A 25,173-nucleotide genomic window follows, 5' to 3' on the forward strand; every position below is an offset into this window, starting at 1 on the left:
TTCGCTTGCTGCTGTGCGGACGGCCGGTCTTAACCGACCGAACCCTCCATCTGCAGCTCGATCAGCCGGTTGAGTTCGAGGGCGTACTCCATCGGCAGCTCCTTGGCGATCGGCTCGACGAAGCCGCGCACGATCATCGCCATCGCCTCGAACTCCGTCAGACCCCGGCTCATCAGGTAGAAGAGCTGGTCCTCGGAGACCTTGGAGACGGTCGCCTCGTGGCCCATGGACACGTCGTCCTCGCGGACGTCCACGTACGGGTACGTGTCCGAGCGGGAGATCGTGTCGACGAGCAGCGCGTCGCACAGCACGTTCGACTTGGAGCCGTGGGCGCCCTCGCCGATCTCGACGAGACCGCGGTAGGACGTACGACCGCCACCACGCGCCACGGACTTCGACACGATGTTGGAGGAGGTGTTCGGCGCCATGTGGACCATCTTGGAGCCGGCGTCCTGGTGCTGGCCCTCGCCCGCGAAGGCGATGGAGAGGGTCTCGCCCTTGGCGTGCTCGCCCATCAGGTAGACGGCCGGGTACTTCATCGTCACCTTGGAGCCGATGTTGCCGTCGATCCACTCCATGGTCGCGCCCTCGTACGCCACGGCGCGCTTGGTGACCAGGTTGTAGACGTTGTTCGACCAGTTCTGGATGGTCGTGTAACGGCAGCGGGCGTTCTTCTTGACGATGATCTCGACGACCGCGGAGTGCAGCGAGTCCGACTTGTAGATCGGCGCCGTACAGCCCTCGACGTAGTGCACGTAGGCACCCTCGTCGACGATGATCAGGGTCCGCTCGAACTGACCCATGTTCTCCGTGTTGATCCGGAAGTACGCCTGCAGGGGGATCTCGACCTGCACGCCCTTCGGCACGTAGATGAAGGAACCGCCGGACCAGACCGCGCTGTTCAGCGACGCGAACTTGTTGTCGCCGACCGGGATGACGGTGCCGAAGTACTCCTTGAAGAGCTCCGGGTGCTCCTTCAGCGCGGTGTCGGTGTCGAGGAAGATGACGCCCTGCTCCTCCAGGTCCTCACGGATCTGGTGGTAGACGACCTCGGACTCGTACTGCGCGGCGACACCGGCGACGAGGCGCTGCTTCTCCGCCTCGGGGATGCCGAGCTTGTCGTACGTGTTCTTGATGTCCTCGGGCAGGTCCTCCCAGGACTCCGCCTGCTTCTCCGTGGAGCGCACGAAGTACTTGATGTTGTCGAAGTCGATGCCGGAGAGGTCGGAGCCCCAGTTCGGCATGGGCTTCTTCTCGAACAGGCGCAGGCCCTTGAGACGGAGCTTGGTCATCCACTCCGGCTCGTTCTTCTTGCTGGAGATGTCCCGGACGACGTCCTCGTTGATGCCGCGCTTGGCGGAGGCACCGGCCACGTCGGAGTCGGCCCAGCCGTATTCGTAGGTGCCCAGACCCTCGAGCTCGGGGTGGGCGGTCTCCTCGATGGGGAGCGTCATGCGGGGTTCCTCCCGGCGGTACTTGCAGATGTGTCAGATGCGTTCTTGGAAATCTTCGGGATAAACGTGGTGCACACGCCGTCGCCGTGGGCGATGGTGGCCAGTCGCTGGACATGGGTGCCGAGCAGCTGGGAGAAGAGCTCTGTCTCCGCCTCGCACAGTTGCGGGAACTGCTCGGCGACATGGGCGACCGGGCAGTGGTGCTGGCAGAGCTGCTCACCGACCGGTGCGCTACGCGCCGTAGCAGCGTACCCGTCCGCGCTCAGGGCCTTGGCCAGGGCTTCCGCGCGGCTCTCGGGCGCGGCGGCCTCGACGACCTTGCGGTAGGCGATGGCCTGGGCGGCCATGCGGTCACGGGCGAAGGCCACGACGGCCTCGTCCCCGCCGCCGTGCGTCGCGATCCAGCGCAACGCGTCCGCGGCGAGCTTGTCGTAGGACTGGTCGAAGGCGTCCCGGCCGCAGTCGGTCAGGGCGAACACCTTGGCGGGCCGGCCGCGCGTACGCGCTCCGTAGACCCGCTGCTCACGTGCTTCCACCACGTCGTCGGCGACGAGTGCGTCGAGATGACGGCGTACGGCGGCCTGGGTCAGCCCCAGCCGGCCGGCGAGGTCGGCCACGGTCGACGGGCCGTGGTCCAGGATGGAGCGCGCGACACGGTTGCGGGTGGACCGCTCACCGGTCGCGAGTTCCTCCTGCGGAGCCTCGCCAACGTTTTTCACAACGCCATTGTTGCGTAATTCCTCAGAGGCAGGCAACCCGCGCCCGGCGGATGGACGGTGCGCTGCATCACTTAGGCATACCTAATCTGACCTGCGAAAACGATCTTTGATCGATCAATTCACTGGCACCCCGGACCCCCTTCGAGGACACTCCACGACCATGCCCACACCCCCTCCCACCGGCCCACTTGTCACCCGGGACACAGTCGCCGCACACCTGCGCGAGCTCGGCGTCCGCCCCGGCGAGACCCTCCTCGCGCACACCTCCCTGAGCTCCCTCGGATGGGTCTGCGGAGGCGCCGTGTCGGTCGTCCGGGGACTCCTCGACGCCCTCGGCCCGGACGGCACCCTGGTCGTCCCCACCCAGTCCGCCGACCTCTCGGACCCGGCCCACTGGGGAAACCCGCCGGTCCCCCGCGAGTGGTGGGACACCATCCGCAGGTCCATGCCGTCCTACGCCCCCCTCGTCACGCCCTCGCTGGGCGTCGGCGTCGTCCCGGAGACCGTCCGCACCTGGCCCGGCGCCCTGCGCTCCGCGCACCCGCAGACGTCCTTCGCGGCGCTCGGCCCGCGCGCGGCGGAGATCCTCACCGACCACGCCCCCGACTGTCGGCTCGGCGAGCGCAGCCCGCTGGCCCGCCTGGAGGCCCTCCACGCGCGCGTGCTGCTGCTCGGCGCGGGCTACGACACCTGCACGAGCTTCCATCTCGCCGAGTACCGCATCCCGTCCCCGCTGGTCGAGGTCGGCCGCCCGGGCCCGGACGGCTGGGAGACGGTGACCGAGGTGTCGATCTCCTCGGACCGCTTCGACGAACTGGGGCACGACTTCGAACGGGACCGTCCAGTCGACCGCCCTGTCATCCGCGGCAAGGTGGGTGCGGCCGACGCACGCCTGTTCCCGGTGGCGGACGCCGTGGCGTACGCGGAACGGTGGCTGCCGCTGCACCGCCCCCGCGAGGAGGAGATCCCGTACGGGGAGTTCTCGTCCGAGGGGAGATCACGTTCGGGGCAGATCCCGTCCGGGGGAAATCTCGTCCGGGGGGAGATCCCGCACCCGCCCGCCTGAGGCGCGGGCCGCGTACCTAGACTCGGGCTCATGCGAAGCGAGCCCGTGCTCCAGGTCCAGGCCCTGGTGAAGCGGTACGGCACGAAGACCGCGGTGAACGGCCTCGACCTGGTGGCCCATGCGGGTGTCACCGCCGTGCTCGGCCCCAACGGGGCGGGCAAGACGACCACCGTCGAGACCTGCGAGGGGTACCGGAAGCCGGACGCCGGCACGGTGCGCGTCCTGGGCCTCGACCCGGTCCGCGAGTCCGCCGCACTGCGCCCCAGAATCGGCGTGATGCTCCAGTCCGGCGGCGTCTACTCGGGCGCCCGCGCCGACGAGATGCTCCGCCACATCGCCAAGCTGCACGCGCACCCGCTGGACGTGGACGCGCTCATCGAGCGCCTGGGTCTCGGCAGTTGCGGCCGCACGACGTACCGCCGTCTGTCGGGCGGCCAGCAGCAGAGATTGGCCCTCGCGATGGCGATCGTAGGCCGCCCGGAGCTGGTCTTCCTGGACGAGCCGACGGCCGGCCTGGACCCACAGGCCCGCCGCGCTACTTGGGACCTGGTCCGGGACCTCCGTACGGACGGTGTCTCGGTCGTCCTCACGACCCATCACATGGACGAGGCCGAGCAGTTGGCCGACGACGTGGCGATCATCGACGCGGGCAAGGTCATCGCGCAGGGCTCCCCCGAGGACCTGTGCCGGGGCGGCGCCGAGAACACCCTCCGCTTCACCGGCCGCCCCGGCCTCGACGTCGGCTCCCTACTGAAGGCCCTCCCGGCCGACTCCACGGCCGCCGAACTGACCCCGGGCTCCTACCGCGTCGGCGGCAAGGTCGACCCGCAACTGCTCGCCACGGTCACGTCCTGGTGCGCGCAGCACGGGGTGATGCCGGAGAAGATCTCGGTCGAACGGCACACCCTGGAGGACGTGTTCCTGGAACTCACCGGCAAGGAGCTGCGCTCATGACCACGACTGTTCCGGGGACCTACACCCCGCGGCCCGGGGCGGCCCCGCTCCCCCGCATGATCGCGGCCCAGGCGGCGCTGGAGACAAAGATGCTCCTGCGAAACGGCGAGCAACTCCTTCTCACGGTAGTCATCCCGACCCTCCTCCTGGTCCTGTTCAGCTCGGTGGACATCGTCGACACCGGCAAGGGCAAGTCCGTCGACTTCCTCACCCCCGGCATCCTGGCCCTCGCCGTGATGTCGACGGCGTTCACGGGCCAGGCCATCGCCACGGGCTTCGAACGCCGCTACGGCGTCCTGAAGCGCCTCGCGTCCTCCCCGCTCCCCCGCTGGGCCCTGATGACCGCGAAAACGGCATCGGTCCTGGTCACGGAGATCCTCCAGATCATCCTGCTGACGGCGATCGCCTTCGCCCTGGGCTGGTCCCCGCACGGCAACCCGCTGTCCGTCCTGCTCCTCCTGATCCTCGGCACGGCGGCCTTCTCGGGCCTCGGCCTGCTGATGGCAGGCACCCTGAAGGCAGAGGCCACGCTGGCCGCCGCCAACCTCGTGTTCCTGCTGCTCCTGGTCGGCGGCGGGGTGATCGTGCCGATGGACAAATACCCGTCGGGCGTCCAGGACGTGCTGGGCCTGCTGCCCATCTCGGCACTGTCGGACGGGCTGCGGGACGTGTTGCAGCACGGGGCCGGGATGCCGTGGGGGGACCTGGGGATCCTGGGGGTGTGGGCGGTTGTGGGGCTGGCGGTGGCCGGGAAGTGCTTCCGCTGGGAGTGACGTTCGTACGGAGCGGGAAGAGTCGCTGCGTGTTGGAGACGGCGGAACCGAAGAGTGTCCGCGCCCTGCACCCGCTGCTGCACGACGTGGCGAGCGGACGTGTTGGGACTGCTCGTCGGCTGGAAGTCAGCGGCGGAGGGTGACCGTCAGCGTTTCCCGGTTGGTATCACCGAGTGATCCCGTGCACAGCGGGCAGGTGTGCTTCATGGCAGACGTCTCCTGGCCTGCGTTCCAGCGCCTGTTCGTGTGCGGCCGCACCGGCATCCGAGTTGCCGTGGACTGGGAACGGCTCGCGCTCTTTCACAGGCAGGGAGCTGCCACGATCCTGCGCGAGGACGCCACGCTGGACCAACTGCCGCCACCACACCGCTACTACGCTCCGTGGTACGCCGACAGATCAGGACGGGCCACCGACTACCGGGCCACCGACGCCCGCCCCTTGCGCTCCGTCGACATCGCAGGCGACGGGCGAGCTCTGTCCCCAGCACAACGTGAGCAAGTTACGTACTTCGAGCGCATCCTTCCTCGATCTGGTAGCAGGCTCCCGCTGCCTGTCCTCGATCTCGGCGGCGGCCGTCGGCTTGTACTCGACGGCAACCACCGGCTCGTCGCGCTGTTGCGCCACGTGGCCACAGGTGGCTCGTTCCGAATCGCGGAGTACCGGATCACCGCACCCCTGGACCCGCATTTCCTTCCTGATCTTCGTCACTGGATGGCAAACTGAGCCGATCCGGAACAAGCCGCTTGTGTGCCGGTGACTTTGGGGGGAGTCATGAGGGATCCGAACACGTCACCGAGCGCCTTACGGGTCAGGTTATGGGGGCGTTACGGGCCATGGTTGATCGGAGCGCTGGCCGCGCTGGGCAGCTACGCCTCGGCCGTCGCGACGATCCCAGGTACTGGTTGGTGGCGTTATCTCGCCGCTGCCGCAGGGGCCGTGGCGGCTGCCAGCGCGGTGATCGCCGCCTTGCCACGAGACACGCACGCTCTCCCTGGCCAGGCCCCCGTCGTTCCCGCGCCTCGGCCACGCGTGGCCGTCAGGTACACACCAGGGGACGCAACGTGGGCAAAATGGCTGACCGATCTGCTGGAGCGCACCAACCGGAACCCGGTGGTGGAGCAGTGGGACCAATCTGCAGCGGGCTCGCAAGAAGTGGCTCTCACCGTCGTGATTGTTTCGGCGGCCGCGGCTTTGTGGCCCGGCACGTCCGTCACGGATCGGCGTTGTCTGTACCTGCGTGTTGAGGAGTGCCCGGCACCTGAAGACACTGCGGACAGCACCGTGCTGGACCTGGCTCCGCTAGCCGCCGAGATCGCGGTCGAGCACGTGTTGAACGGGATCGACTCCGAGGTGTCGCCCTCGGAAGAACCAATCGCGCACACGGAGGCCGTCCCCTACCCGGGGCTGGACTCCGCCGTGTCCAACGTTCCGCCCCGCAGCGCTTTATTCATCGACCGCGCCGATGTCCTGGCCCGCGTCGTCACAGTGTTCCTGGGCCCGCAGCAGGTCGGCACACTGCGCTCGTGCGCGGTCGTCGGAGTCGGAGGGGTGGGCAAGACGCAGCTCGCCCTTGAGTACGCTCACCGCTTCGCCTCGCACTACGATGTCATCTGGTGGATCAGGGCCGAGTCCCCGGTGTCACTCCTGGACGACCTCACCCATCTCGCCCGGCGGCTCGGGGTTCCCCGTGACGACGACAGCGGGGTGGTTCTAGGTGCTCTGTGGGAGACGCTTCGTGTCCGCCGCCGCTGGCTCCTGGTGTTCGACAACGCGCTCGACAGCGCGGCCGTGGCCTCGCACTTGCCCCCGCTGACCAACGGGGATGTGTTGGTGACGTCGTACGTGCGCAGCTGGCATGGGGGCACCGTCACGGAAGTCGTCCCGCTGGAAGTCTTCCAAGAAGAGCACGCCGTGGAATTCCTACGCAGGCGCAGCCACGACCGGGTGACAGCGTCGGCCACCGCCGCCCACGTGGCACGTGCCCTGGGGCGCCTACCGCTGGTGCTGGAACATGCTGCGGCCTACGCCGAGGAAACCGGCTCGACGCTTGCACAGTTCGAACGGGTCCTGCACCAACAGCCGGTTTCACCTCCCGTCCTCTCCCAGGAAACCTGGTATCAGCCCGTCATGACCGCGACGTGGCGGATGTCCCTGCAGCAGGCCTGCGAGGAGGAGCCCCGGTCCCGCGAACTCGTCCTGCTCTTCGCCTTCTTCGCCTCCGACCGCATCCCGCGCGCTCTGTTTCCAGACCACGTGCAGGTCCTGTCGTCTCCGCTGCGCGACCACCTGGCGACCGAATTGGGCGTCAACGCGCTCTTGCGGCCGCTGCTGTCCTTCTCCTTGGTGCGCGCGGACGACGACGGCACGCTGGGAGTCTCCCGACAGATCCAGGACTTCCTGCGTTCCACATTGCAGGCCGACGAACACAGGTGGTACGCGGACGCGGCGTCGCTACTTCTGGAATCGGCCTTTCCGGCCGATCCGGTCGCCTCCCCGAACTGGCCCGCTTGCGCCGCGCTTCTTCCGCACGTGCTGTCAGCCGTGCAGCACGGCGGGAGGAACGGCACCACCGAGCCTCTGGCTCTGGGCCGGCTGCTGTACCGCACGGGCACGTATCTTCACCACCGAGGGGACTATCCACGAGCCCGGGACCTGCTTGAGCAAGCTCTCGCGATATGGGAGACCGCCCCGGATGACCATCGCCCGGAACTGGCTCGGACCCTGGCCTCGCTCGGCCGGGTGCAGTATCACTTGGCTGCGCTCGACGAGGCACGCCGCACCACGGAGCGAGCCGTGCGGCTCAGCGGGGAACTGTACGGCGAGGATGACCCCCGCATCGTGCCGCAGTTGCTGCACCTCAGTCGGATCCAACGCGAGCAGTGGCAACTGGCCGAGGCCGAGGAGACGGCCGCCAAAGCCCTTGAACTGTGCACCACGGCCCATGGTGAGAACCACGCCGCCCGCGCGGACTGCCTGATGGTCCTCGGAGATGTGCACTGGCGCGGTGACGCCCTGGACGCGGCACAGGACTGTTATCTCACCGCCCTCACGTTGCGCGAACGGTTGCACGATTCCCGCCCCGGCGAACTGGCCACCGGCCACAAACACCTGGCGATCATCGCCCTTGAGCGTGACGTCCCCGAGGAGGCCGCAGGCCACCTGGCCCAGGCTCGGACGCTGCTCACTTCCGTGTACGAGGAGGACCATCCAGACGTCGCCGACGTGGACAATCACCTGGGCGATGCACTGCGCAGGCTCGGGCGCACTGATGAGGCGCGGGTGGCTTTGGAACATGCCTTGAAAGTGCGCAGCCGCCTCGGTGACCACCCCGACGGGGTCGGCACACTGATCGGGCTGGGACGGCTCGACCGTGACACGGATGAACTGACACGGTCGGCCGAGCACCTGGAGGAAGCGCGCCGGATGGCGTCGGCGGCAATGGGCCCGAACCACCCCTACGTAGCCAACGCGGAGCGCGAACTGGCCGAGACGCTGTTCGCCCAAGGCCATGCGGACCAGGCGATCGCCGTCCAGACAGAGGCCGTACGTCGCTACGAAGAGGCGTACGGCCATGACCACACTCAGTCCAGGCGAGCAAGGAGCCGTCTTGAAGAAATACGCAGGAGTACTTCCGGCGGTAACACTCCCGAGAGCTGACAGGCCATTCACTTCGTCCCGTGAACACCGTCACTCGGAATCTGGTAACAGAGCGACCCTCAACGTCCTTTTCCCGCTGACACGGTCGAATGACCAGACGTACGGCTTCCTCTGTCAATGCAGAGGATTCTTTACTTTCTCAGCGCGGAGGCATGAGCCACGAGAGCGCCCCGAGAACGAGCCCCATCGTGGCAGCAAAGCTACTACCGCCAAAGCCGAGGGCAACCACAACAGGCTCACCAGCTGCCACCGCCACGATTCCCACGCTAAGGGCGACTACCAGAGCACCCAGCAACCCCGCAACGAGCAGCACCTTTCGTCGGGCGAATTCCTCATGGCCAGGTGTCGGGTTGGGCGTGTGATCCATGACGTGCCCCCTGTTTCCCGCGTTGGAAGTGTGGCTGCCTGTTCCCACATCCGGTAAACGGCAGAACAACTTTCGCGAGCCGGGATCGTATCCGAACGACTCGCTGCTTACCTGTTTAACGAAACGCTTGCTCACCAGTTGCAAGGACAAGTACCGGGGAAAACTGAGGATTAGACGACATTCGCCCGCAAACTCGAGTGAGAGCTCGTGGGATGGCGGGCGATCCCAAGGGGGCACATGCGGTCGTGGGTGATCAATTTATCCGCTGGTATGGGGACCGCGGTGGCCACCGTCCTCACCGTGGCAGCCGGCGACGCCGACTCGGGCAAGGCGCCGCTCTGGTGGCTGGCCGCCGGCATCGCGGTCGTCATCGGCATCAGCGCCGCCGCCGGCACCCACATGGCACGCAAGCCTGCCGAGAGCCTCCGTCCGAAATCGACCAACCCTTTGCAGGGCCCGCCGAACAACCTGCCCATGCTCAGCATGTACTTCACGGGCCGCACGGCGGAGAGCGAGCGGATCGTGAGCGTACTGCGCCGCCCGAACGCCGAACGCCGCGAGAAGAACGAAAGGTCTCTCCCACGCGTCTGTGTCCTCTACGGGGCGACCGGCGCCGGCAAGTCCCAACTGGCCGTGGCCTACGCCCACCGGCATCTGTACCGGCACACCCTCACGTGGTGGCTCCACGCCTCCCGGCCCGACGCGCTGCGTACCGAACTGCTGGAGCTCGCCGAGTACGTGGGCATCCCCGACCAGAAGAGCAAGAACGTCGTCCTCATGAATCTCTGGTCCCTGCTGCGCGACCAGCCGGGATGGCTCCTCGTCTACGACGGGTGCCCGGCGTACGACGATTCCCTGCGCACCCTGTTGCCGTCCGAGGGCGACGGCGAGGTGCTGATCACCACCCAGCAGCACCACGGCTGGACCGGCCTGTGCGCCGACCCGATCGAACTGCGGGCCTTCCCCGAGCGCGAGGGCATCGAGTTCCTGCGCCGCCGCTTCAGTATCGCGACCAAGGACGTCACGGACGAGGACCACCAGGCCATGGCCTCCCTCGGCCGCCAGCTCGGCTGGCTGCCGCTGCCCCTCGAACAGGCCGCAGCCCACATCGTGCAGGCCGAGATCACCGTGGCCGAGTACCTGCGCGACCTGCCCGGCGGAGCCTCCGTCGAGGACACCTTCCGGCTGTCCATCACCAGGGTCTCGGAGGCCTCACCGGCCGCCGTGGACCTGTTGCAGTTGCTCGCGTTCCTGGCGTCGGAGGACGTGCAGAAGACAACGCTGACCCAGCACCGCTCGGTGCTTCCGGGCCGGCTGTGCGCCGTCATGACCGACCCGGTCACCTTCAACCGCGAGGTGATGCTGCTGGTGGGCCACTCCCTGGTGACCCGCAGCGGCGACTGGCGCGACGGATCGGCCGCGTACGGCATGCATCCACGGGTCCAGATACTGATCCATGACGAGTTGAACGAGGCGGAGCACCTGGAATGGTCCCAGGCGGCGGTACGGCTCATGGAGGCCTGCTTCCCCGCGACACCGGACCTGCTGGCGTCGTGGCCCGTGTGCGAGCGGCTGATGCCGCATGTCGAGGCCGTGATCGACAAGCTGGCCTGGGGTGACGACGCGGACGGCGGATACGGCGCCTCGCAGGACCCGGAGGCGTTGGCCCGGCTGCTGCACCGCGTCGGCATGTACCAGGAACACCGCTGCGACTGGGTACGAGCGCTGGACTTCTTCGAGCAGGAGGCCGAACTCCGCGAGATAGGGGACGACGACGAACTCGCCCGCGCCACCGCCCGCTACGCGATGGCCCGCCAGCACTACCTGCTGGCCGCGCTGGACGAAGCCGAACATGAGTGCCGTCTGGCCCTCGGCCTCTGCGCGGACCACAAAGGGGAGACGTTCCTTCGGCTACGGGCGCAGTGCCAGCGGCAGTTGGGCGGCATCATGCGCGAGCGCAACCGCTTCCCCGAGGCGCTGAAGGCCGTACAGACGGCGGTGGACATCTACGAGGGGCAGACCTGGCGGGAGGAGAGTCTCGACTGGGCCGTCGCCGAACAGGAGATCGGCCTGATCCACCGCAACGCGGGCCAGCTCGCCCAGGCCGCCGTCCACTATGAGCGCGCCGAGCAACGAATACCCAGCCGGGGCAGTCAGGAGCCGCCGGAGTACACGGTCTTCCGCGCCATGCTCCAGCGTGACCTCGGCATCGTCGCCCAGGACCGCGGAGAGTTGGAAGTCGCCGAAGAAAGGCTGAACTCGGCCCTGGAGGTGTTCAAGGTCCACCGGGGAGGAGAGGACTTCGAGACGGCGCAGGTCGCCAAGTTTCTGGCGGACGTGCTGCGTCGGCTGGGCGAACAGCACCGGGAGGACGCCCGCCGTACCGTGCAACCCCTGCGCCGCCTCGACCTCATGCGCCAGGCCCGTGCGGCACTGGTGCGGGCCGACGCGATACTCGGGCCCGTGGTGGAATTGCACAGCAAGCGCAGCGAGGCCGAGGAGCACAAGTACGCGTCCTGCCTCAACAAACTGGGCTCGTTGCGGCTCGCCCAGGGCAGGACAGCCGAGGCGAAGCAGGCTCTGGAGCAGGCCGAAGGAATCTACCGGCGTGCGTACGGCAATCAGCACTACTACCGTGCCAAGTCGCTCACCCGGCTCGGCCCCGTGCTGCGTGCCGGAGGCGACGTCCCGGGCGCGGAGCGCGCACTGCGGGACGCGGAGGAAATCTTCCGGACCGCGCTCGGCGGCGACCACCCCGTGCTGATGACGGTGTACGAGCACCAGGCCGACTGCGCCGCGGACCGGGGCGACACCCGTGAGGCCCGGCGGCTCAGGGCCGAGGCCCACCGTATCCGGCAGTCGCTGTGACCAGCGCCTCCGTACGCTGCACGAGACAAAGCCCGGCCCACGTGAATTCGTGCACAAGCACCCCCCTACGATGGTCCCCGTGCCAAACGTGACCCGTGCCGACGTCCTAGCCGCCGCGCGCAACCCCCTCGCCTTCATCGCCGCACGTTGGACCCCGGATCCCCGGACGGTTCAGCGGGCGGCTCTCGCCGCGCTCGTCATGTCGGTGGTCATCGTGGTCACCGGCGGTGCCGTGCGGCTGACCGGATCCGGGCTCGGCTGCCCGACCTGGCCCAAGTGCACGGACGACTCGCTCACCACGACCAGCGCGATGGGCTTCCACGGAGCCATCGAGTTCGGCAACCGGATGCTGACGTACGTGCTGTGCGCCGCCGTCGGCTGGGCGATCATCGCCGCGCGCTCGGAGAAGCCGTACCGCCGCACCCTCACCCGGCTGGGCTGGGCGCAGTTCTGGATCGTGATGAGCAACGCGATCCTCGGCGGGATCGTGGTGCTGGTCGGCCTCAACCCGTACACGGTCGCGGCCCACTTCCTGCTCACCACGGCGCTGATCGCGGTCGCCGCGCTGATGTGGCAGCGCAGCCGGGAGGGCGACGCTGAGCCCAAGCCGCTGGTCGGCAAGGCCGTGCAGCAGCTGGTGTGGTTCCTGGTCACCGCCTCCGTGCTGCTGATCGCGGTCGGCACGGTGGTCACCGGCGCGGGCCCGCACGCGGGCGACTCCAAGGAGGTCGAGCGGATCCCGATCGACTGGGAGACGGTCGCCAAGCTGCACGCCGTGCTCGCCTGGATCGTGGTGACGCTGACGTTCGCCCTGTGGTTCGTCCTCAAGGCGGTCGACGCCCCCAAGGGCCCCCTGGACCGCACCCGCGACCTGTTCCTGATCCTGCTCGCACAGGGCGTCATCGGGTACGTCCAGTACTTCACTAACCTCCCCGAGGCCCTGGTCGGCCTGCACATGTTCGGCGCCTGCCTGGTGTGGATCGGGGTGCTGCGGGTGCTGCTGTCGCTGCGCGAACGGCCGGACGTCGTGGCCGACCTTCCGGGCCCGTCGGTGGAACAGTCACTGCCCACGCGCGCGTGAAGCGTCACCCGTAGCGAACGGCTCACCCGTAGCGCGTCACGAACTCGTCGATCGCCGGGCCCAGATAGGCCCGGGTCAGCTCCGCCCTGCGGTGGAGCCAATCGCCCTCTACGGAGGCGGCGGACGGTACCGGATCGTCGTAACGCCGCCGTACGACGTCCTCCACGACCTCCACCGGAGCGCCGAGCGAGGGCAGCAGGTCGAGGGCCTCGCGCTTGGTGATCAGGCGGCCGTCGCGGCGGGTGACGGTCGCGCGGGCGAAGGTGGTCAGGCCCACGTCGACCCAGCCGTTCTCCAGCCAGACCTCCGGCTTGTCGACGGCCGGCCGCCAGTACTCCCGCTGGTCCCGTACGACGAACTCGGCCAGCTCCTGGTCCGTCACGGCCGGCAGCAGGTCCTTCGGTGATCCGCCGTGCAACACCCGCCCGAATTGGTGCAGTTCGCGACGCGTGACCGGCGTGACGGGCCGACGGATGACATGGTCGTGGGCCCAGGTGAGGTGGCGCTGGTTCGGGGCGTCCTGTGTCCCCGGGGCGAGGTAGCTGCAGTGCAGCCGGACGGCGAGGGGGTCGGTGCGCAGGCCGCGGTGCAGGGTGATGAGCTGTCGGGCGGTGCTCGGCTTGAGGGGATGGTCGAGGATGGCTATCAGGTCCAGGTCGCTGCGCCCCTCCTGGTAGTCGCCCCCGGCGAGCGAACCGTGGGCCCACACGGCGATGGGCTCCAGGGGGGCCAGTTCGTTCAGGAAGCGGTCGAGCAAGGCGTCGGTCGGCATGGGCCCAGTCTGTACAGCTCACTCCAGCCCGTACACCCTCTTCGCGTTGCCGACCGCGATCAGTCCCGCGACCCGTTGCGCGTCGGCCAGTGACCAGGCCCCGTCGGCGACCCAGGTACCGAGCACCCGCGCGAGCGCCTCGCGGAACAACCGGGCTCCTACGACGTGCAGTTCGGGCAGTCCGTGGGCCCCGCTGGAGAAGAGGATCTTGCCGAAGGGGGCCAGCTCCAGGATCTCGGCGAGTACGGTCGCGGCGCGGGCGCCTGTGCGGACGAGCGCGGCGCCCGAGTCGGCGTAGACATGCGGGAAGACGCCCGCGAGATGGGCCGCGTGGCGGTGGTACGGGTAGCTGTGCAGCAGGACCAGGTCGGTGCCGAGCCCGGCCGTCGCGCGGACGAAGTCGGTGAGCAGGACGGGGTCGGTGCGGTCGATGCGGGCGCCCGGTTCGCCCAATCCGGCGTGCAGTTGGAGCGGCAGACCGGACGCTACGGCGATCCACAGCAGGTGCCGTAGCAGGACCGGGTCGCTGAGCGTGCCGCCGACCCGGCGGCCGGCCAGCCAGCGGCCCGCCGCGCCGCGTACCTCGCCGGGGCCGGGCGGTTCCGGTGCCAGCGCGAGGCCGTGCCGTACGCCCGCCACGGATGTGAAGGCGACCGCGCTCGCGGCGGCGCCGTGCACCGACTCGGCGAGGTTGGCGAGAAAGGACTCCACCGTGCCGGACGTGTCGGCGACCTGTTCGGCGAGGAGTTCGAGGCGGACGATCTCCCGGGCGTCCGCCTGCCCGGCCGTCGCCATCTCGGCGGGGCCCGTGAGATCGCCGGGCAGGCCCGTGTCGATCAGGTACGTCGTGATGCCGCTGCCGCGCAGGAGTCGGCGGCCCGTTTCCAGTACGCCCAGTTCACGGCGCCGGGCGAGGTAGCGGGCGGGGGGACAGTGCGGCTCCAGGCCCAGCAGGGGTGGACACCATCGTCGTACGGCGAAGCCCGTCTGGGTGTCGAAGAGAGTGGTGCCGGGGGCGGGTGGGCCTTCGGTGCGGGCGAGTTGGGCCTCGAAGGTGCCGAGGCCCAACTCCGTTCTCAGTACGCCGTGGCAGTACTGGTCCACGAGGGACGGCGTTTCGATCATCCGGGCTCCCCGTTGCTGGACCGTGCGTTCCTCAGGTCCTAACGGGTGAATCGGGTGTGAGGTGTTGCTCGTCCACACCCCGTGTGAGGGGGCGCCATGGGGAGGGGGTGCGGGTGAGTCTCGCGACCGACGGTCCGTTGTGGCTTGTCGCGCCCACGCGGCGGAGCCGCAAATCGATACAGCCCCGCGGCCCCCGTTCAGCTGTTGCTCGGGCCGCCCACCTGGATGCCCGCCATGCGGCTCCACTCGTACGGCCCGGTCTTCACCTTGGCCGCGAACTCGCCGTCGAAAGCCCCATGGACGGTGATCCCGGACTTCTCGACCGCCTGCTGGGCGATCTCGTACGTCGTGGCGACCAGGTCGCCCCAACCGCCGTCCTCGCCCACGAGGACGATGCGGGCGCCGCGTTCGCCGATGTAGGCGACCTGGGCCTCGGCGCCGCCGTGGGCCTTGGAGAAGGTGCCGATCTGCTGGGCGAGGCGGGCCACCTGGCGCTCGGCCTTCGCGTCAACCTGCTGCGTGTCTGCCATGGTCAGGATGCTACCGACGGGTAGGTCGAACGGCGACGGGCGGGGTGAGTGACTCCCGCCTCAGCGGGACCCGTACCTCAGGGTCCCTACCTCAGGAAGGGGTCCACCGCGATCGCCACGAAGAGGAGCGACACATAGGTGATCGACCAGTGGAACAGCCGCATCTCCTTGAGCTTGCCGCCCGTCACCTCGGCCTTGGCCCGGTTCTGGAGCCCGTGCGCCTCCCACAGCCAGAAGCCGCCGGCCAGCAGCGCGACCGTGGTGTAGAACCAGCCCGTGTAGCCGAGAGGCGTCAGCAGGAGCGAGACCGCGACCATGACCCAGCTGTAGATGACGATCTGCTTGGCGACGACCTTGTTCGAGGCGACGACCGGGAGCATCGGCACGCCCACGCGCGCGTAGTCGTCGCGGACCTTCATGGAGAGCGGCCAGTAGTGCGGCGGCGTCCAGAAGAACATGACGAGGAAAAGAATGACCGGGGCCCAGGACATGGAGTCCTTGACCGCGGACCAGCCGATGAGGACGGGCAGGCAGCCCGCGATGCCGCCCCACACGATGTTCTGCGAGGTACGCCTCTTGAGGATCATCGTGTAGACGACGACGTAGAAGAGGAGTGCTCCGAGCGCCAGCCAGGCGGACAGCCAGTTGACGGTCAGGCCGAACAGCAGGGTCGAGATGACGCCGAGCGAGATGCCGAAGGCGAGGCATTCGCGGGGGCTGACCATGCCGGTGACCAGGGGGCGCTGCGAGGTGCGGTCCATGAGCGCGTCGATGTCGCGGTCGATGTACATGTTGAGCGCGTTGGCGCCACCCGCGGAGAGGTAGCCGCCGACACAGGTGAGGAGGACCAGCTTGAGATCCGGCACACCCTGCTGCGCCAGGAACATCACCGGAACGGTGGTGATGAGCAGCAGCTCGATGATTCGCGGCTTGGTCAGCGCCACGAACGCCATGACCCGGGCCCCGATCGGCCGCCGGCTCGGGCTCTGGCTCGCCCCGACAATCCCCGCTGGACGGGATTCAACGGCCGTCACGCACACCCCTGACAGAGACATCCCAGCAAGCCTTCGGGTGTGAACTCCCCGTAAAGGCTCACGCGTACCACGCCACTGTAGACGTTGCCCAGACCCGGACATTCGCGGGGGTGGGGTCGTGTTGGGGACCACCCCCGGAAGAGCCGATCACCTCTCTGTTGAGCACTCGAACGAGCACCTCCGTATTCAGTTGCCGGATGCGAAACGACCCAGTCGGGAGGCGGATCCGCGAGAGTCCCGGCAGTCTGGAATGACTCGAAAAAATGCACGTTCTTACGGGGGTAGGCTCGACAACGGCCGGTGGGCGCCGCGTGCACCGGCATTCGACATGCGTGACATGTGGAGAGGAGCCCTGACCCAGGGTGAGCACCAAGCCGACCACAACAGACCTCGACTGGACCGAGTTGGACCAGCGCGCGGTGGACACCGCGCGCGTCCTGGCAGCCGATGCCGTACAGAAGGTCGGTAACGGCCATCCCGGTACGGCGATGAGCCTGGCCCCGGCCGCGTACACCCTCTTCCAGAAGGTGATGCGCCACGACCCCGCCGACGCCGACTGGGTGGGGCGCGACCGGTTCGTCCTGTCCGCCGGGCACTCGTCCCTGACCCTCTACACGCAGCTCTACCTGGCCGGGTTCGGCCTGGAGCTGGCCGACCTGGAAGCGTTCCGCACGTGGGGCTCCAAGACTCCGGGTCACCCCGAGTACGGCCACACCACCGGTGTCGAGACGACGACCGGCCCGCTGGGCCAGGGTGTCGCCAACGCCGTGGGCATGGCCATGGCCGCCCGCTACGAGCGCGGTCTGTTCGACCCGGACGCGCCGCAGGGCGAGTCCCCCTTCGACCACTTCATCTACGCCATCGCCGGTGACGGCTGCCTCCAGGAGGGCATCTCCGCGGAGGCCTCCTCCATGGCGGGCCACCAGGAGCTCGGCAACCTCATCCTCCTGTGGGACGACAACCACATCTCCATCGAGGGCGACACCGAGACGGCCGTCTCCGAGGACACCGTCAAGCGCTACGAGGCCTACGGCTGGCACGTCCAGCGTGTCGCCCCGAAGCCGGACGGCGACCTGGACCCGCACGCCATCTACAACGCCATCGAGGCCGCGAAGAAGGTGACGAACAAGCCGTCGTTCATCGCGATGCGCTCGATCATCGCCTGGCCCGCGCCGAACGCGCAGAACACCGAGGCCGCGCACGGCTCGGCGCTCGGCGCCGACGAGGTCGCGGCCACCAAGCGTGTCCTCGGCTTCGACCCGGAGAAGTCCTTCGACGTCTCCGACGAGGTCCTCAAGCACACCCGCCAGGCGCTGGAGCGCGGCCGCGAGGCGAAGGCCGCGTGGGACCCGTCGTACCAGGAGTGGCGCACCAACAACCCGGAGCGCGCGGCCGAGTACGACCGCATCCGCGCGGGCGAGCTGCCGGCCGGCTGGGAAGAGCAGCTCCCGGCCTTCGAGACGGGCAAGTCCGTCGCCACCCGTGCCGCGTCCGGCAAGGTGCTCCAGGCGCTCGGCGCGGTCATCCCGGAGCTGTGGGGCGGCTCGGCCGACCTCGCGGGTTCGAACAACACGACGATCGACAAGACGTCGTCCTTCCTCCCGGCGGACAACCCGCTGCCGGAGGCGAACCCGTACGGCCGCACGATCCACTTCGGTATCCGCGAGCACTCCATGGGCGCGGAGCTGAACGGCATCACGCTGCACGGCAACACGCGTGCCTACGGCGGTACGTTCCTCGTCTTCTCCGACTACATGCGCAACGCGGTCCGGCTTTCCGCGCTGATGCACCTGCCGGTGACGTACGTGTGGACGCACGACTCCGTCGGTCTCGGCGAGGACGGCCCGACCCACCAGCCGGTCGAGCACCTGGCCTCGCTGCGCGCCATCCCGGGCCTGAACGTGGTCCGCCCGGCCGACGCCAACGAGACGGCGATCGCCTGGCGCGAGGTCCTGCGCCGCTACACCAAGGTGTACGGCGAGGGTCACCCGCACGGTTTCGCGCTGACGCGCCAGGGCGTGCCGACGTACGACGCCAACGAGGACACCGCCAAGGGCGGCTACGTGCTGTTCGAGGCGTCCACGGGTACGCCCGAGGTGATCCTCATCGGTACGGGTTCCGAGGTGCACGTGGCCGTCGAGGCGCGCGAGCAGCTGGAGGCCTCCGGGGTTCCGACGCGGGTCGTGTCCATGCCGTGTGTGGAGTGGTTCGACGCGCAGGACCAGGGGTACCGGGACAGCGTGCTGCCGCCGTCCGTCAAGGCGCGGGTCGCGGTCGAGGCCGGGATCGGTCTGACCTGGTACCGGTTCGTCGGGGACGCCGGCCGCATCGTTTCCCTGGAGCACTTCGGGGCTTCCGCCGACGGCAAGGTGCTCTTCCAGGAGTTCGGCTTCACTGCCGAGAACGTGGCCGAGAAGGCCCGGGAATCCATCGCCGCCGCCCAGAGCTGACGCTGACAAACGACACGTAGGAGATGCATTTTCCATGACAGACGCACTCAAGCGCCTCTCTGAAGAAGGCGTCGCGATCTGGCTGGACGACCTGTCGCGCAAGCGGATCACGTCCGGCAACCTCGCCGAACTGATCGACCAGCAGCACGTCGTGGGCGTCACCACCAACCCGTCGATCTTCCAGAAGGCCATCTCGTCGGGCGACGGTTACGAGCAGCAGCTCGCCGACCTCGCCGCCCGCAAGGTCACCGTCGAGGAAGCCATCCGCATGATCACGACGGCGGACGTCCGTGACGCCGCCGACATCCTGCGCCCGGTCTTCGACACGACCGCCGGCCAGGACGGCCGGGTCTCCATCGAGGTCGACCCGCGCCTGGCGCACAACACGGCGGCGACGATCGCCGAGGCCAAGCAGCTGGCCTGGCTGGTGGACCGCCCGAACACCCTGATCAAGATCCCGGCCACCCGGGCGGGTCTGCCGGCGATCACCGAGGTCATCGGCCTCGGCATCAGCGTCAACGTCACGCTGATCTTCTCGCTGGCGCGTTACCGCGAGGTCATGGACGCGTTCATCTCCGGCCTGGAGAAGGCCAAGGAGCGCGGCCTGGACCTCTCGAAGATCCACTCCGTGGCGTCCTTCTTCGTGTCCCGCGTGGACACCGAGATCGACAAGCGGATCGACGCGCTGGGCACCGACGAGGCCAAGGCCGCCCGCGGCAAGGCCGGTCTCGCCAACGCGCGGCTCGCCTACGAGGCGTACGAGGAGGTCTTCTCCTCGGACCGCTGGGCCGCCCTCGACAAGGCGCAGGCCAACAAGCAGCGTCCGCTGTGGGCCTCGACCGGCGTCAAGGACAAGGCGTACAAGGACACGCTGTACGTGGACGACCTGGTGGCGCCGAACACGGTGAACACCATGCCGGAGGCCACCCTCGAGGCCACCGACGACCACGGCCAGATCACCGGCAACACCATCTCCGGCACGTACGAGCAGTCGCGCGCCGAGATCGCCGCCGTGGAAGCGCTCGGCATCTCGTACGACGAGGTCGTGCAGCTGCTGGAGGACGAGGGCGTCGAGAAGTTCGAGGCGTCCTGGACCGACCTGCTCAAGTCGACCGAGGCGGAGCTCGCGCGCCTCGCCCCTTCGGAGGGCTGAAACCTTGTCGAGCAGCAACCCGCTGCGTGACCCCGCAGACCGACGGCTCCCGCGTATCGCGGGGCCGTCGGGCCTGGTCATCTTCGGCGTCACAGGCGATTTGTCACGCAAAAAGCTGATGCCCGCCGTGTACGACCTCGCGAACCGTGGTCTGCTGCCGCCGGGTTTCTCGCTCGTCGGCTTCGCCCGGCGCGAGTGGGCCCACGAGGACTTCGCCCAGGAGGTCCACGACGCGGTCAAGGAGCACTCCCGTACGCCGTTCCGTGAGGAGGTCTGGCAGCAGCTCGTCCAGGGGATGCGCTTCGTCCAGGGCACCTTCGACGACGACGACGCGTTCGAGCGGCTCCGCGACACGATCGACGAACTGGACAAGGCCCAGGGCACGGGCGGCAACTTCGCCTTCTACCTGTCGGTGCCGCCGCGTTCCTTCCCGGTCGTCATCCAGCAGCTGAAGAAGCACGGTCTCGCCGACCAGGAGAAGGGTTCCTGGCGCCGCGCGGTCATCGAGAAGCCCTTCGGCCACGACCTCAAGTCGGCCGAGGACCTCAACAAGGTCGTGCACGAGGTCTTCGCCGCGGACCAGGTCTTCCGCATCGACCACTACCTCGGCAAGGAGACCGTCCAGAACATCCTGGCGCTCCGCTTCGCCAACACGATGTTCGAGCCGATCTGGAACCGGTCCTTCGTGGACCACGTGCAGATCACCATGGCCGAGGACATCGGCATCGGCGGCCGGGCCGGCTACTACGACGGCATCGGCGCCGCCCGTGACGTCATCCAGAACCACCTGCTCCAGCTGATGGCGCTGACCGCGATGGAGGAGCCCTCCTCCTTCTCCGCCGACGCGCTGGCCGCCGAGAAGGAGAAGGTGCTCGGCGCGGTACGGCTGCCGAAGGACCTGGGCAAGAACACGGTCCGCGGGCAGTACGCGGAGGGCTGGCAGGGCGGCGAGAAGGCCGTCGGCTACCTCCAGGAGGACGGTATCGACCCCAAGTCGAAGACCGACACCTACGCCGCGATCAAGGTCGAGGTCGACAACCGCCGCTGGGCGGGCGTCCCCTTCTACCTGCGCACCGGCAAGCGCCTGGGCCGCCGCGTCACCGAGATCGCGGTGGTCTTCCAGCGCGCCCCGCACTCCCCCTTCGACCAGACGGCGACGGAGGAGCTGGGCCAGAACGCGATCGTCTTCCGCGTCCAGCCCGACGAGGGCGTCACGGTCCGCTTCGGCTCCAAGGTGCCCGGCACCTCGATGGAGATCCGGGACGTCTCCATGGACTTCGCCTACGGCGAGTCGTTCACGGAGTCCAGCCCGGAGGCGTACGAGCGACTGATCCTCGACGTCCTGCTCGGCGACTCGAACCTCTTCCCGCGCACCGAGGAGGTCGAGCTGTCCTGGAAGATCCTCGACCCGATCGAGCAGTACTGGGACAAGCACGGCAAGCCCGCGCAGTACCAGTCCGGGACGTGGGGTCCGGTCGAGGCGGACGAAATGCTCGCACGAGAGGGACGGAGCTGGCGCCGGCCATGAAGATAGACCTCACGGACACCACGGCCAGCAAGATCAACAAGGGGCTGGTGAAAGCCCGCCGCGCCATCGGCACCCCGGCCGTCGGCATGGTGCTCACCCTCGTCGTCGTCACGGACGAGGAGAACGCCTACGACGCGCTGAAGGCCGCCAACGACGCGTCGCGCGAGCACCCCTCGCGCACGCTCGTGGTCATCAAGCGCGTCTCGCGCTCACCCCGGGACCGCACCCAGTCCCGCCTCGACGCCGAGGTCCGGGTGGGCACGGACGCGGGCAGCGGCGAGACGGTCGTCCTGCGGCTCTACGGCGAGGTCTCCGACCACGCCCAGTCCGTGGTGCTGCCGCTGCTGCTGCCGGACGCGCCGGTGGTGGTCTGGTGGTCGGTGGACGCGCCGCGCGACCCGGCGAACGACCCGCTGGGCGCCCTGAGCCAGCGCCGGGTCACCGACAGCTACGCGGCGGAGAAGCCCGTCGACGAACTGCGGTCCCGCGCCGAGAGCTACGAGCCGGGCGACACCGACCTGGCCTGGGCCCGGATCACCCCGTGGCGTTCGATGCTGGCCGCCGCGCTCGACCAGGTCGACTCGGAGATCGTCTCCGTCGAGGTGGCGGGCGAGGAGTCCAACCCGAGCGTCGAACTGCTCGCGATGTGGCTCGCCGACCGCCTCCACGTGCACGTACGGCGTGCGGTCTCCGCGGGTCCCGGTCTGACCCAGGTGCGCCTGGAGACGACCGGCGGCCCCATCACGCTGCACCGGTCGGACGGGGCGATGGCCACCCTGGCCCTGCCCGGCCAGCCGGACCGCGCGGTGGCGCTCAAGCGCCGCGAGACGTCCGAGCTGCTCGCGGAGGAGCTGCGCCGGCTCGACCCGGACGACACCTACGCGTCCGCGCTGCGGTTCGGCGTGGACCGGCTGGGCGGTATCCAGTCGGCGGCGGAACGCGCGGAAGCGGCGGCTCAGCCGGTGCCCGCCCTGCCGGTGCGCGCGGTGACGGAGCCGGCGGCGACCGGTGTGCAGCCGGCCTCCTCGGAGAGCGGGGGCGCCGACCGGCCCACCCCCGCGAAGATGCCCCCGGTCAAGAAGCAAGAAGGCTGATCCGCAGTGAGCACTCCCCAGCTCGTCGTCCACCGCGACAAGGAACTGATGGCCCAGGCCGCCGCGGCCCGGCTGATCACGAAGATCGTGGACGCGCAGGCCTCGCGCGGCTACGCCTCGATCGTGCTCACCGGCGGTCGCAACGGCAACGGTCTGCTGGCAGCCCTGGCGGGTCAGCCCGCCCGGGACGCCGTCGACTGGGGCCGGCTCGACCTGTGGTGGGGCGACGAGCGGTTCCTGCCCGAGGGCGACCCGGAGCGCAATGTCACCCAGGCCCGCGAGGCACTGCTCGACGCGGTGCCGCTGGACCCGAAGCGCGTGCACGCCATGCCCGCGTCCGACGGTCTCTACGGCAACGACGTGGAAGCGGCCGCGGCAGGCTACGCCGAGGAACTCGCCCGGTCCGCCGGTCCCGAGAACCACGGTTCGGTCCCGACCTTCGACGTCCTCATGCTGGGCGTCGGCCCGGACACCCATGTGGCGTCGCTCTTCCCGGAGTTGCCCGCCGTACGGGAGACCGAGCGCACGGTCGTCGGCGTCCACGGGGCGCCCAAGCCGCCGCCGACCCGGGTCACGCTGACCCTGCCGGCGATCCGCTCCGCCCGCGAGGTGTGGCTGCTCGCGGCCGGCGCGGACAAGGCGGAGGCCGCGGCCATCGCCCTGTCCGGCGCGGGCGAGATCCAGGCACCGGCGGCCGGTGCGCAGGGCCGCGCCCGCACCCTGTGGCTGCTGGACGCGGCGGCGGCTTCCCAGTTGCCCCGCGCGCTGTATCCGCCGGCTTCCGCCTGACACCGGCGCTTCCGGCACCCGGCTGAAGAGCCCGTACGACCTCGGTCGTACGGGCTCTTCCGTGTCTCAACGCCCGCGCAGCTCGCGGTACTTGGCGACCAGGGCCGTGGTCGACGCGTCCAGACCCGGGACGTCCGCGCCTTCGCTCAGGGCGGGTTCGACGCGCTTGGCAAGGACCTTGCCCAACTCGACGCCCCACTGGTCGAAGGAGTCGATGTTCCAGACCGCGCCCTGGACGAACACCTTGTGCTCGTAGAGCGCGATGAGCTGGCCGAGGACCGAGGGGGTCAGCTCGCGGGCCAGGATGGTCGTCGTGGGGTGGTTGCCCTTGAACGTCTTGTGCGGCACCAGCTCCTCCGCCACACCCTCCGCACGCACCTCGTCCGGCGTCTTGCCGAACGCCAACGCCTGTGTCTGGGCAAAGAAGTTGGCCATCAGCAGGTCGTGCTGCGCCTTGAGTCCCTCGCTCAGTTCGGCCACCGGCTCGGCGAAGCCGATGAAGTCCGCCGGGATCAACTTCGTGCCCTGGTGGATGAGTTGGTAATACGCGTGCTGGCCGTTCGTACCGGGCGTACCCCAAACCACCGGCCCGGTCTGCCAGTCGACCTCCTGGCCGTCCCGGCCCACGTACTTGCCGTTCGACTCCATGTCCAACTGCTGCAGATACGCGGTGAACTTGGAGAGGTAGTGGCTGTACGGCAGCACCGCGTGCGACTGGGCGTCGTGGAAATTGCCGTACCAGACGCCCAACAGGCCAAGAAGCAAAGGCACGTTGGACTCGGCGGGTGCGGTGCGGAAGTGCTCGTCGACGGTGTGGAAGCCGTCGAGCATCTCGCGGAAGCGGTCGGGTCCGATGGCGATCATCAGCGACAGGCCGATGGCCGAGTCGTAGGAGTAGCGGCCGCCGACCCAGTCCCAGAACTCGAACATGTTGTCCGTGTCGATGCCGAAGTCCGACACCTTCCCGGCGTTCGTCGACAGCGCCACGAAGTGCTTGGCGACGGCGTCCTGACCGGCCTTCAGCTCGGTGAGCAGCCAGTCGCGGGCGGAGGTCGCGTTGGTGATCGTCTCGATCGTGGTGAACGTCTTGGAGGCGACGATGAACAGCGTCTCGGCCGGGTCCAGGTCGCGGGTCGCCTCGTGCAGGTCGGCGCCGTCCACGTTCGACACGAACCGGACCGTCAGACCTCGGTCGGTGAAGCTGCGCAGCACCTCGTACGCCATCGCGGGACCGAGGTCGGAGCCGCCGATGCCGATGTTGACCACGTTCTTGATGCGCTTGCCGGTGTGACCGGTCCACTCGCCGGAGCGGACGCGGTCCGCGAAGCCGGCCATCTTGTCGAGCACGGCGTGGACTTGGGGCACCACGTTCTCGCCGTCGACCTCGATCACCGCGTCACGCGGGGCACGCAGCGCGGTGTGCAGGACCGCGCGGTCCTCGGTGACGTTGATCTTCTCGCCCCGGAACATCGCGTCCCGCAGGCCGAACACGTCCGTGGCGGCGGCCAGCGCGTGCAGCAGCCGCAGGGTCTCGTCGGTGACGAGGTGCTTCGAGTAGTCGAGGTGCAGGTCACCGACCTTGAGCGTGTAGCCGGTGCCGCGCTCGGGATCGGCGGCGAACAGCTCCCTCAGCTGCACCTCGCCGAGCTCCTCACGGTGCCGGGCCAAGGCGGTCCACTCGGGCGTCTGGTTGAGCCTGGTACGGCCGTCTGCGTTCATTGCGACTTCAGCCTTCTTTCCTACCGACCTGCGGGCCTG

At 68.8% G+C, this 25,173-nt stretch carries 19 protein-coding genes; 12 read left to right on the plus strand and 7 right to left on the minus strand.

Going from position 1 to position 25,173, the window contains the following annotated elements; translation table 11 throughout:
* Positions 1–29: 29 nt before the first annotated feature.
* Positions 30–1,454 (minus strand): Fe-S cluster assembly protein SufB, encoded by a 1,425-nt coding sequence (sufB, locus tag ACIBK4_RS08185; RefSeq protein WP_398993297.1) that lies wholly within the window; start codon positions 1,452–1,454, stop codon positions 30–32.
* Positions 1,451–2,173, minus strand: a complete 723-nt coding sequence (locus ACIBK4_RS08190) for a helix-turn-helix transcriptional regulator (protein ID WP_398993299.1) — start codon at positions 2,171–2,173, stop codon at positions 1,451–1,453. Before ACIBK4_RS08190 ends, sufB begins: the two co-directional genes overlap by 4 nt.
* A 160-nt stretch (positions 2,174–2,333) precedes the next feature.
* On the opposite strand from ACIBK4_RS08190, the gene ACIBK4_RS08195 reads away from it, so the two are divergent.
* From ACIBK4_RS08195 to ACIBK4_RS08225, 7 genes are all read left to right on the plus strand, one after another.
* Entirely contained in the window at positions 2,334–3,239 is a 906-nt protein-coding gene (locus tag ACIBK4_RS08195; RefSeq protein WP_398993301.1) for an aminoglycoside N(3)-acetyltransferase, read from the plus strand.
* A gap of 30 nt (positions 3,240–3,269) precedes the next feature.
* Complete coding sequence (locus tag ACIBK4_RS08200) at positions 3,270–4,193, plus strand: ABC transporter ATP-binding protein (protein ID WP_398993303.1); 924 nt, start codon at positions 3,270–3,272, stop codon at positions 4,191–4,193.
* Positions 4,190–4,966 (plus strand): ABC transporter permease, encoded by a 777-nt coding sequence (locus ACIBK4_RS08205; protein WP_398993305.1) that lies wholly within the window; start codon positions 4,190–4,192, stop codon positions 4,964–4,966. The genes ACIBK4_RS08200 and ACIBK4_RS08205 overlap by 4 nt, the downstream gene beginning before the upstream one ends.
* A gap of 205 nt (positions 4,967–5,171) precedes the next feature.
* Entirely contained in the window at positions 5,172–5,690 is a 519-nt protein-coding gene (locus ACIBK4_RS08210; protein ID WP_398993307.1) for a hypothetical protein, read from the plus strand.
* Between the two features lie 114 nt (positions 5,691–5,804).
* Complete coding sequence (fxsT, locus tag ACIBK4_RS08215; protein WP_398993309.1) at positions 5,805–8,624, plus strand: FxSxx-COOH system tetratricopeptide repeat protein; 2,820 nt, start codon at positions 5,805–5,807, stop codon at positions 8,622–8,624.
* Between the two features lie 667 nt (positions 8,625–9,291).
* A complete protein-coding gene (locus tag ACIBK4_RS08220) occupies positions 9,292–11,859 on the plus strand; it encodes a tetratricopeptide repeat protein (RefSeq protein ID WP_398993311.1) in 2,568 nt (855 codons plus the stop codon).
* A 70-nt stretch (positions 11,860–11,929) separates the two neighbouring features.
* On the plus strand, positions 11,930–12,940 hold the full coding sequence (locus tag ACIBK4_RS08225; protein WP_398993313.1) for a heme A synthase: 1,011 nt from the start codon (positions 11,930–11,932) through the stop codon (positions 12,938–12,940).
* A gap of 22 nt (positions 12,941–12,962) precedes the next feature.
* On the opposite strand, the gene ACIBK4_RS08230 is transcribed toward ACIBK4_RS08225, so the two are convergent.
* From ACIBK4_RS08230 to ACIBK4_RS08245, 4 genes are all read right to left on the minus strand, one after another.
* A complete protein-coding gene (locus tag ACIBK4_RS08230) occupies positions 12,963–13,712 on the minus strand; it encodes a nucleotidyltransferase domain-containing protein (RefSeq protein ID WP_398993315.1) in 750 nt (249 codons plus the stop codon).
* 18 nt (positions 13,713–13,730) lie between these two features.
* On the minus strand, positions 13,731–14,837 hold the full coding sequence (locus ACIBK4_RS08235; RefSeq protein ID WP_398993317.1) for an amidohydrolase family protein: 1,107 nt from the start codon (positions 14,835–14,837) through the stop codon (positions 13,731–13,733).
* Positions 14,838–15,034: 197 nt separating this feature from the next.
* A complete protein-coding gene (locus ACIBK4_RS08240; RefSeq protein ID WP_398993319.1) occupies positions 15,035–15,367 on the minus strand; it encodes a hypothetical protein in 333 nt (110 codons plus the stop codon).
* 86 nt (positions 15,368–15,453) lie between these two features.
* Positions 15,454–16,407 (minus strand): heme o synthase, encoded by a 954-nt coding sequence (locus tag ACIBK4_RS08245; RefSeq protein WP_398994374.1) that lies wholly within the window; start codon positions 16,405–16,407, stop codon positions 15,454–15,456.
* A gap of 356 nt (positions 16,408–16,763) precedes the next feature.
* Here ACIBK4_RS08245 and tkt point away from each other — a divergent pair, with 356 nt between their 5' ends.
* The 5 genes from tkt to pgl are packed head-to-tail and all read left to right on the plus strand — an operon-like array spanning position 16,764 to position 23,415.
* Positions 16,764–18,851 (plus strand): transketolase, encoded by a 2,088-nt coding sequence (tkt, locus tag ACIBK4_RS08250; RefSeq protein ID WP_398993321.1) that lies wholly within the window; start codon positions 16,764–16,766, stop codon positions 18,849–18,851.
* Positions 18,852–18,885: 34 nt separating this feature from the next.
* The gene (tal, locus tag ACIBK4_RS08255) at positions 18,886–20,004 is read left to right on the plus strand and encodes a transaldolase (protein ID WP_398993323.1); all 1,119 of its coding nucleotides are present in this window, start codon (positions 18,886–18,888) and stop codon (positions 20,002–20,004) included.
* Between the two features lie 4 nt (positions 20,005–20,008).
* A complete protein-coding gene (gene zwf, locus ACIBK4_RS08260) occupies positions 20,009–21,532 on the plus strand; it encodes a glucose-6-phosphate dehydrogenase (RefSeq protein WP_318015613.1) in 1,524 nt (507 codons plus the stop codon).
* Positions 21,529–22,626: a glucose-6-phosphate dehydrogenase assembly protein OpcA gene (gene opcA, locus ACIBK4_RS08265; protein ID WP_366432172.1), complete on the plus strand. Its 1,098-nt coding sequence runs from the start codon at positions 21,529–21,531 to the stop codon at positions 22,624–22,626. The genes zwf and opcA overlap by 4 nt, the downstream gene beginning before the upstream one ends.
* 6 nt (positions 22,627–22,632) lie before the next feature.
* Positions 22,633–23,415, plus strand: coding sequence for a 6-phosphogluconolactonase (pgl, locus tag ACIBK4_RS08270; RefSeq protein ID WP_398993326.1), 783 nt, complete (start codon positions 22,633–22,635; stop codon positions 23,413–23,415).
* A 66-nt stretch (positions 23,416–23,481) separates the two neighbouring features.
* Here the strand turns inward: pgl and pgi are convergent, their stop codons facing one another.
* Entirely contained in the window at positions 23,482–25,134 is a 1,653-nt protein-coding gene (gene pgi, locus ACIBK4_RS08275) for a glucose-6-phosphate isomerase (RefSeq protein ID WP_398993328.1), read from the minus strand.
* Positions 25,135–25,173 lie beyond the last annotated feature (39 nt).

The organism is Streptomyces sp. NPDC050528 (genome assembly GCF_044457795.1).
Lineage (GTDB): Bacteria > Actinomycetota > Actinomycetes > Streptomycetales > Streptomycetaceae > Streptomyces.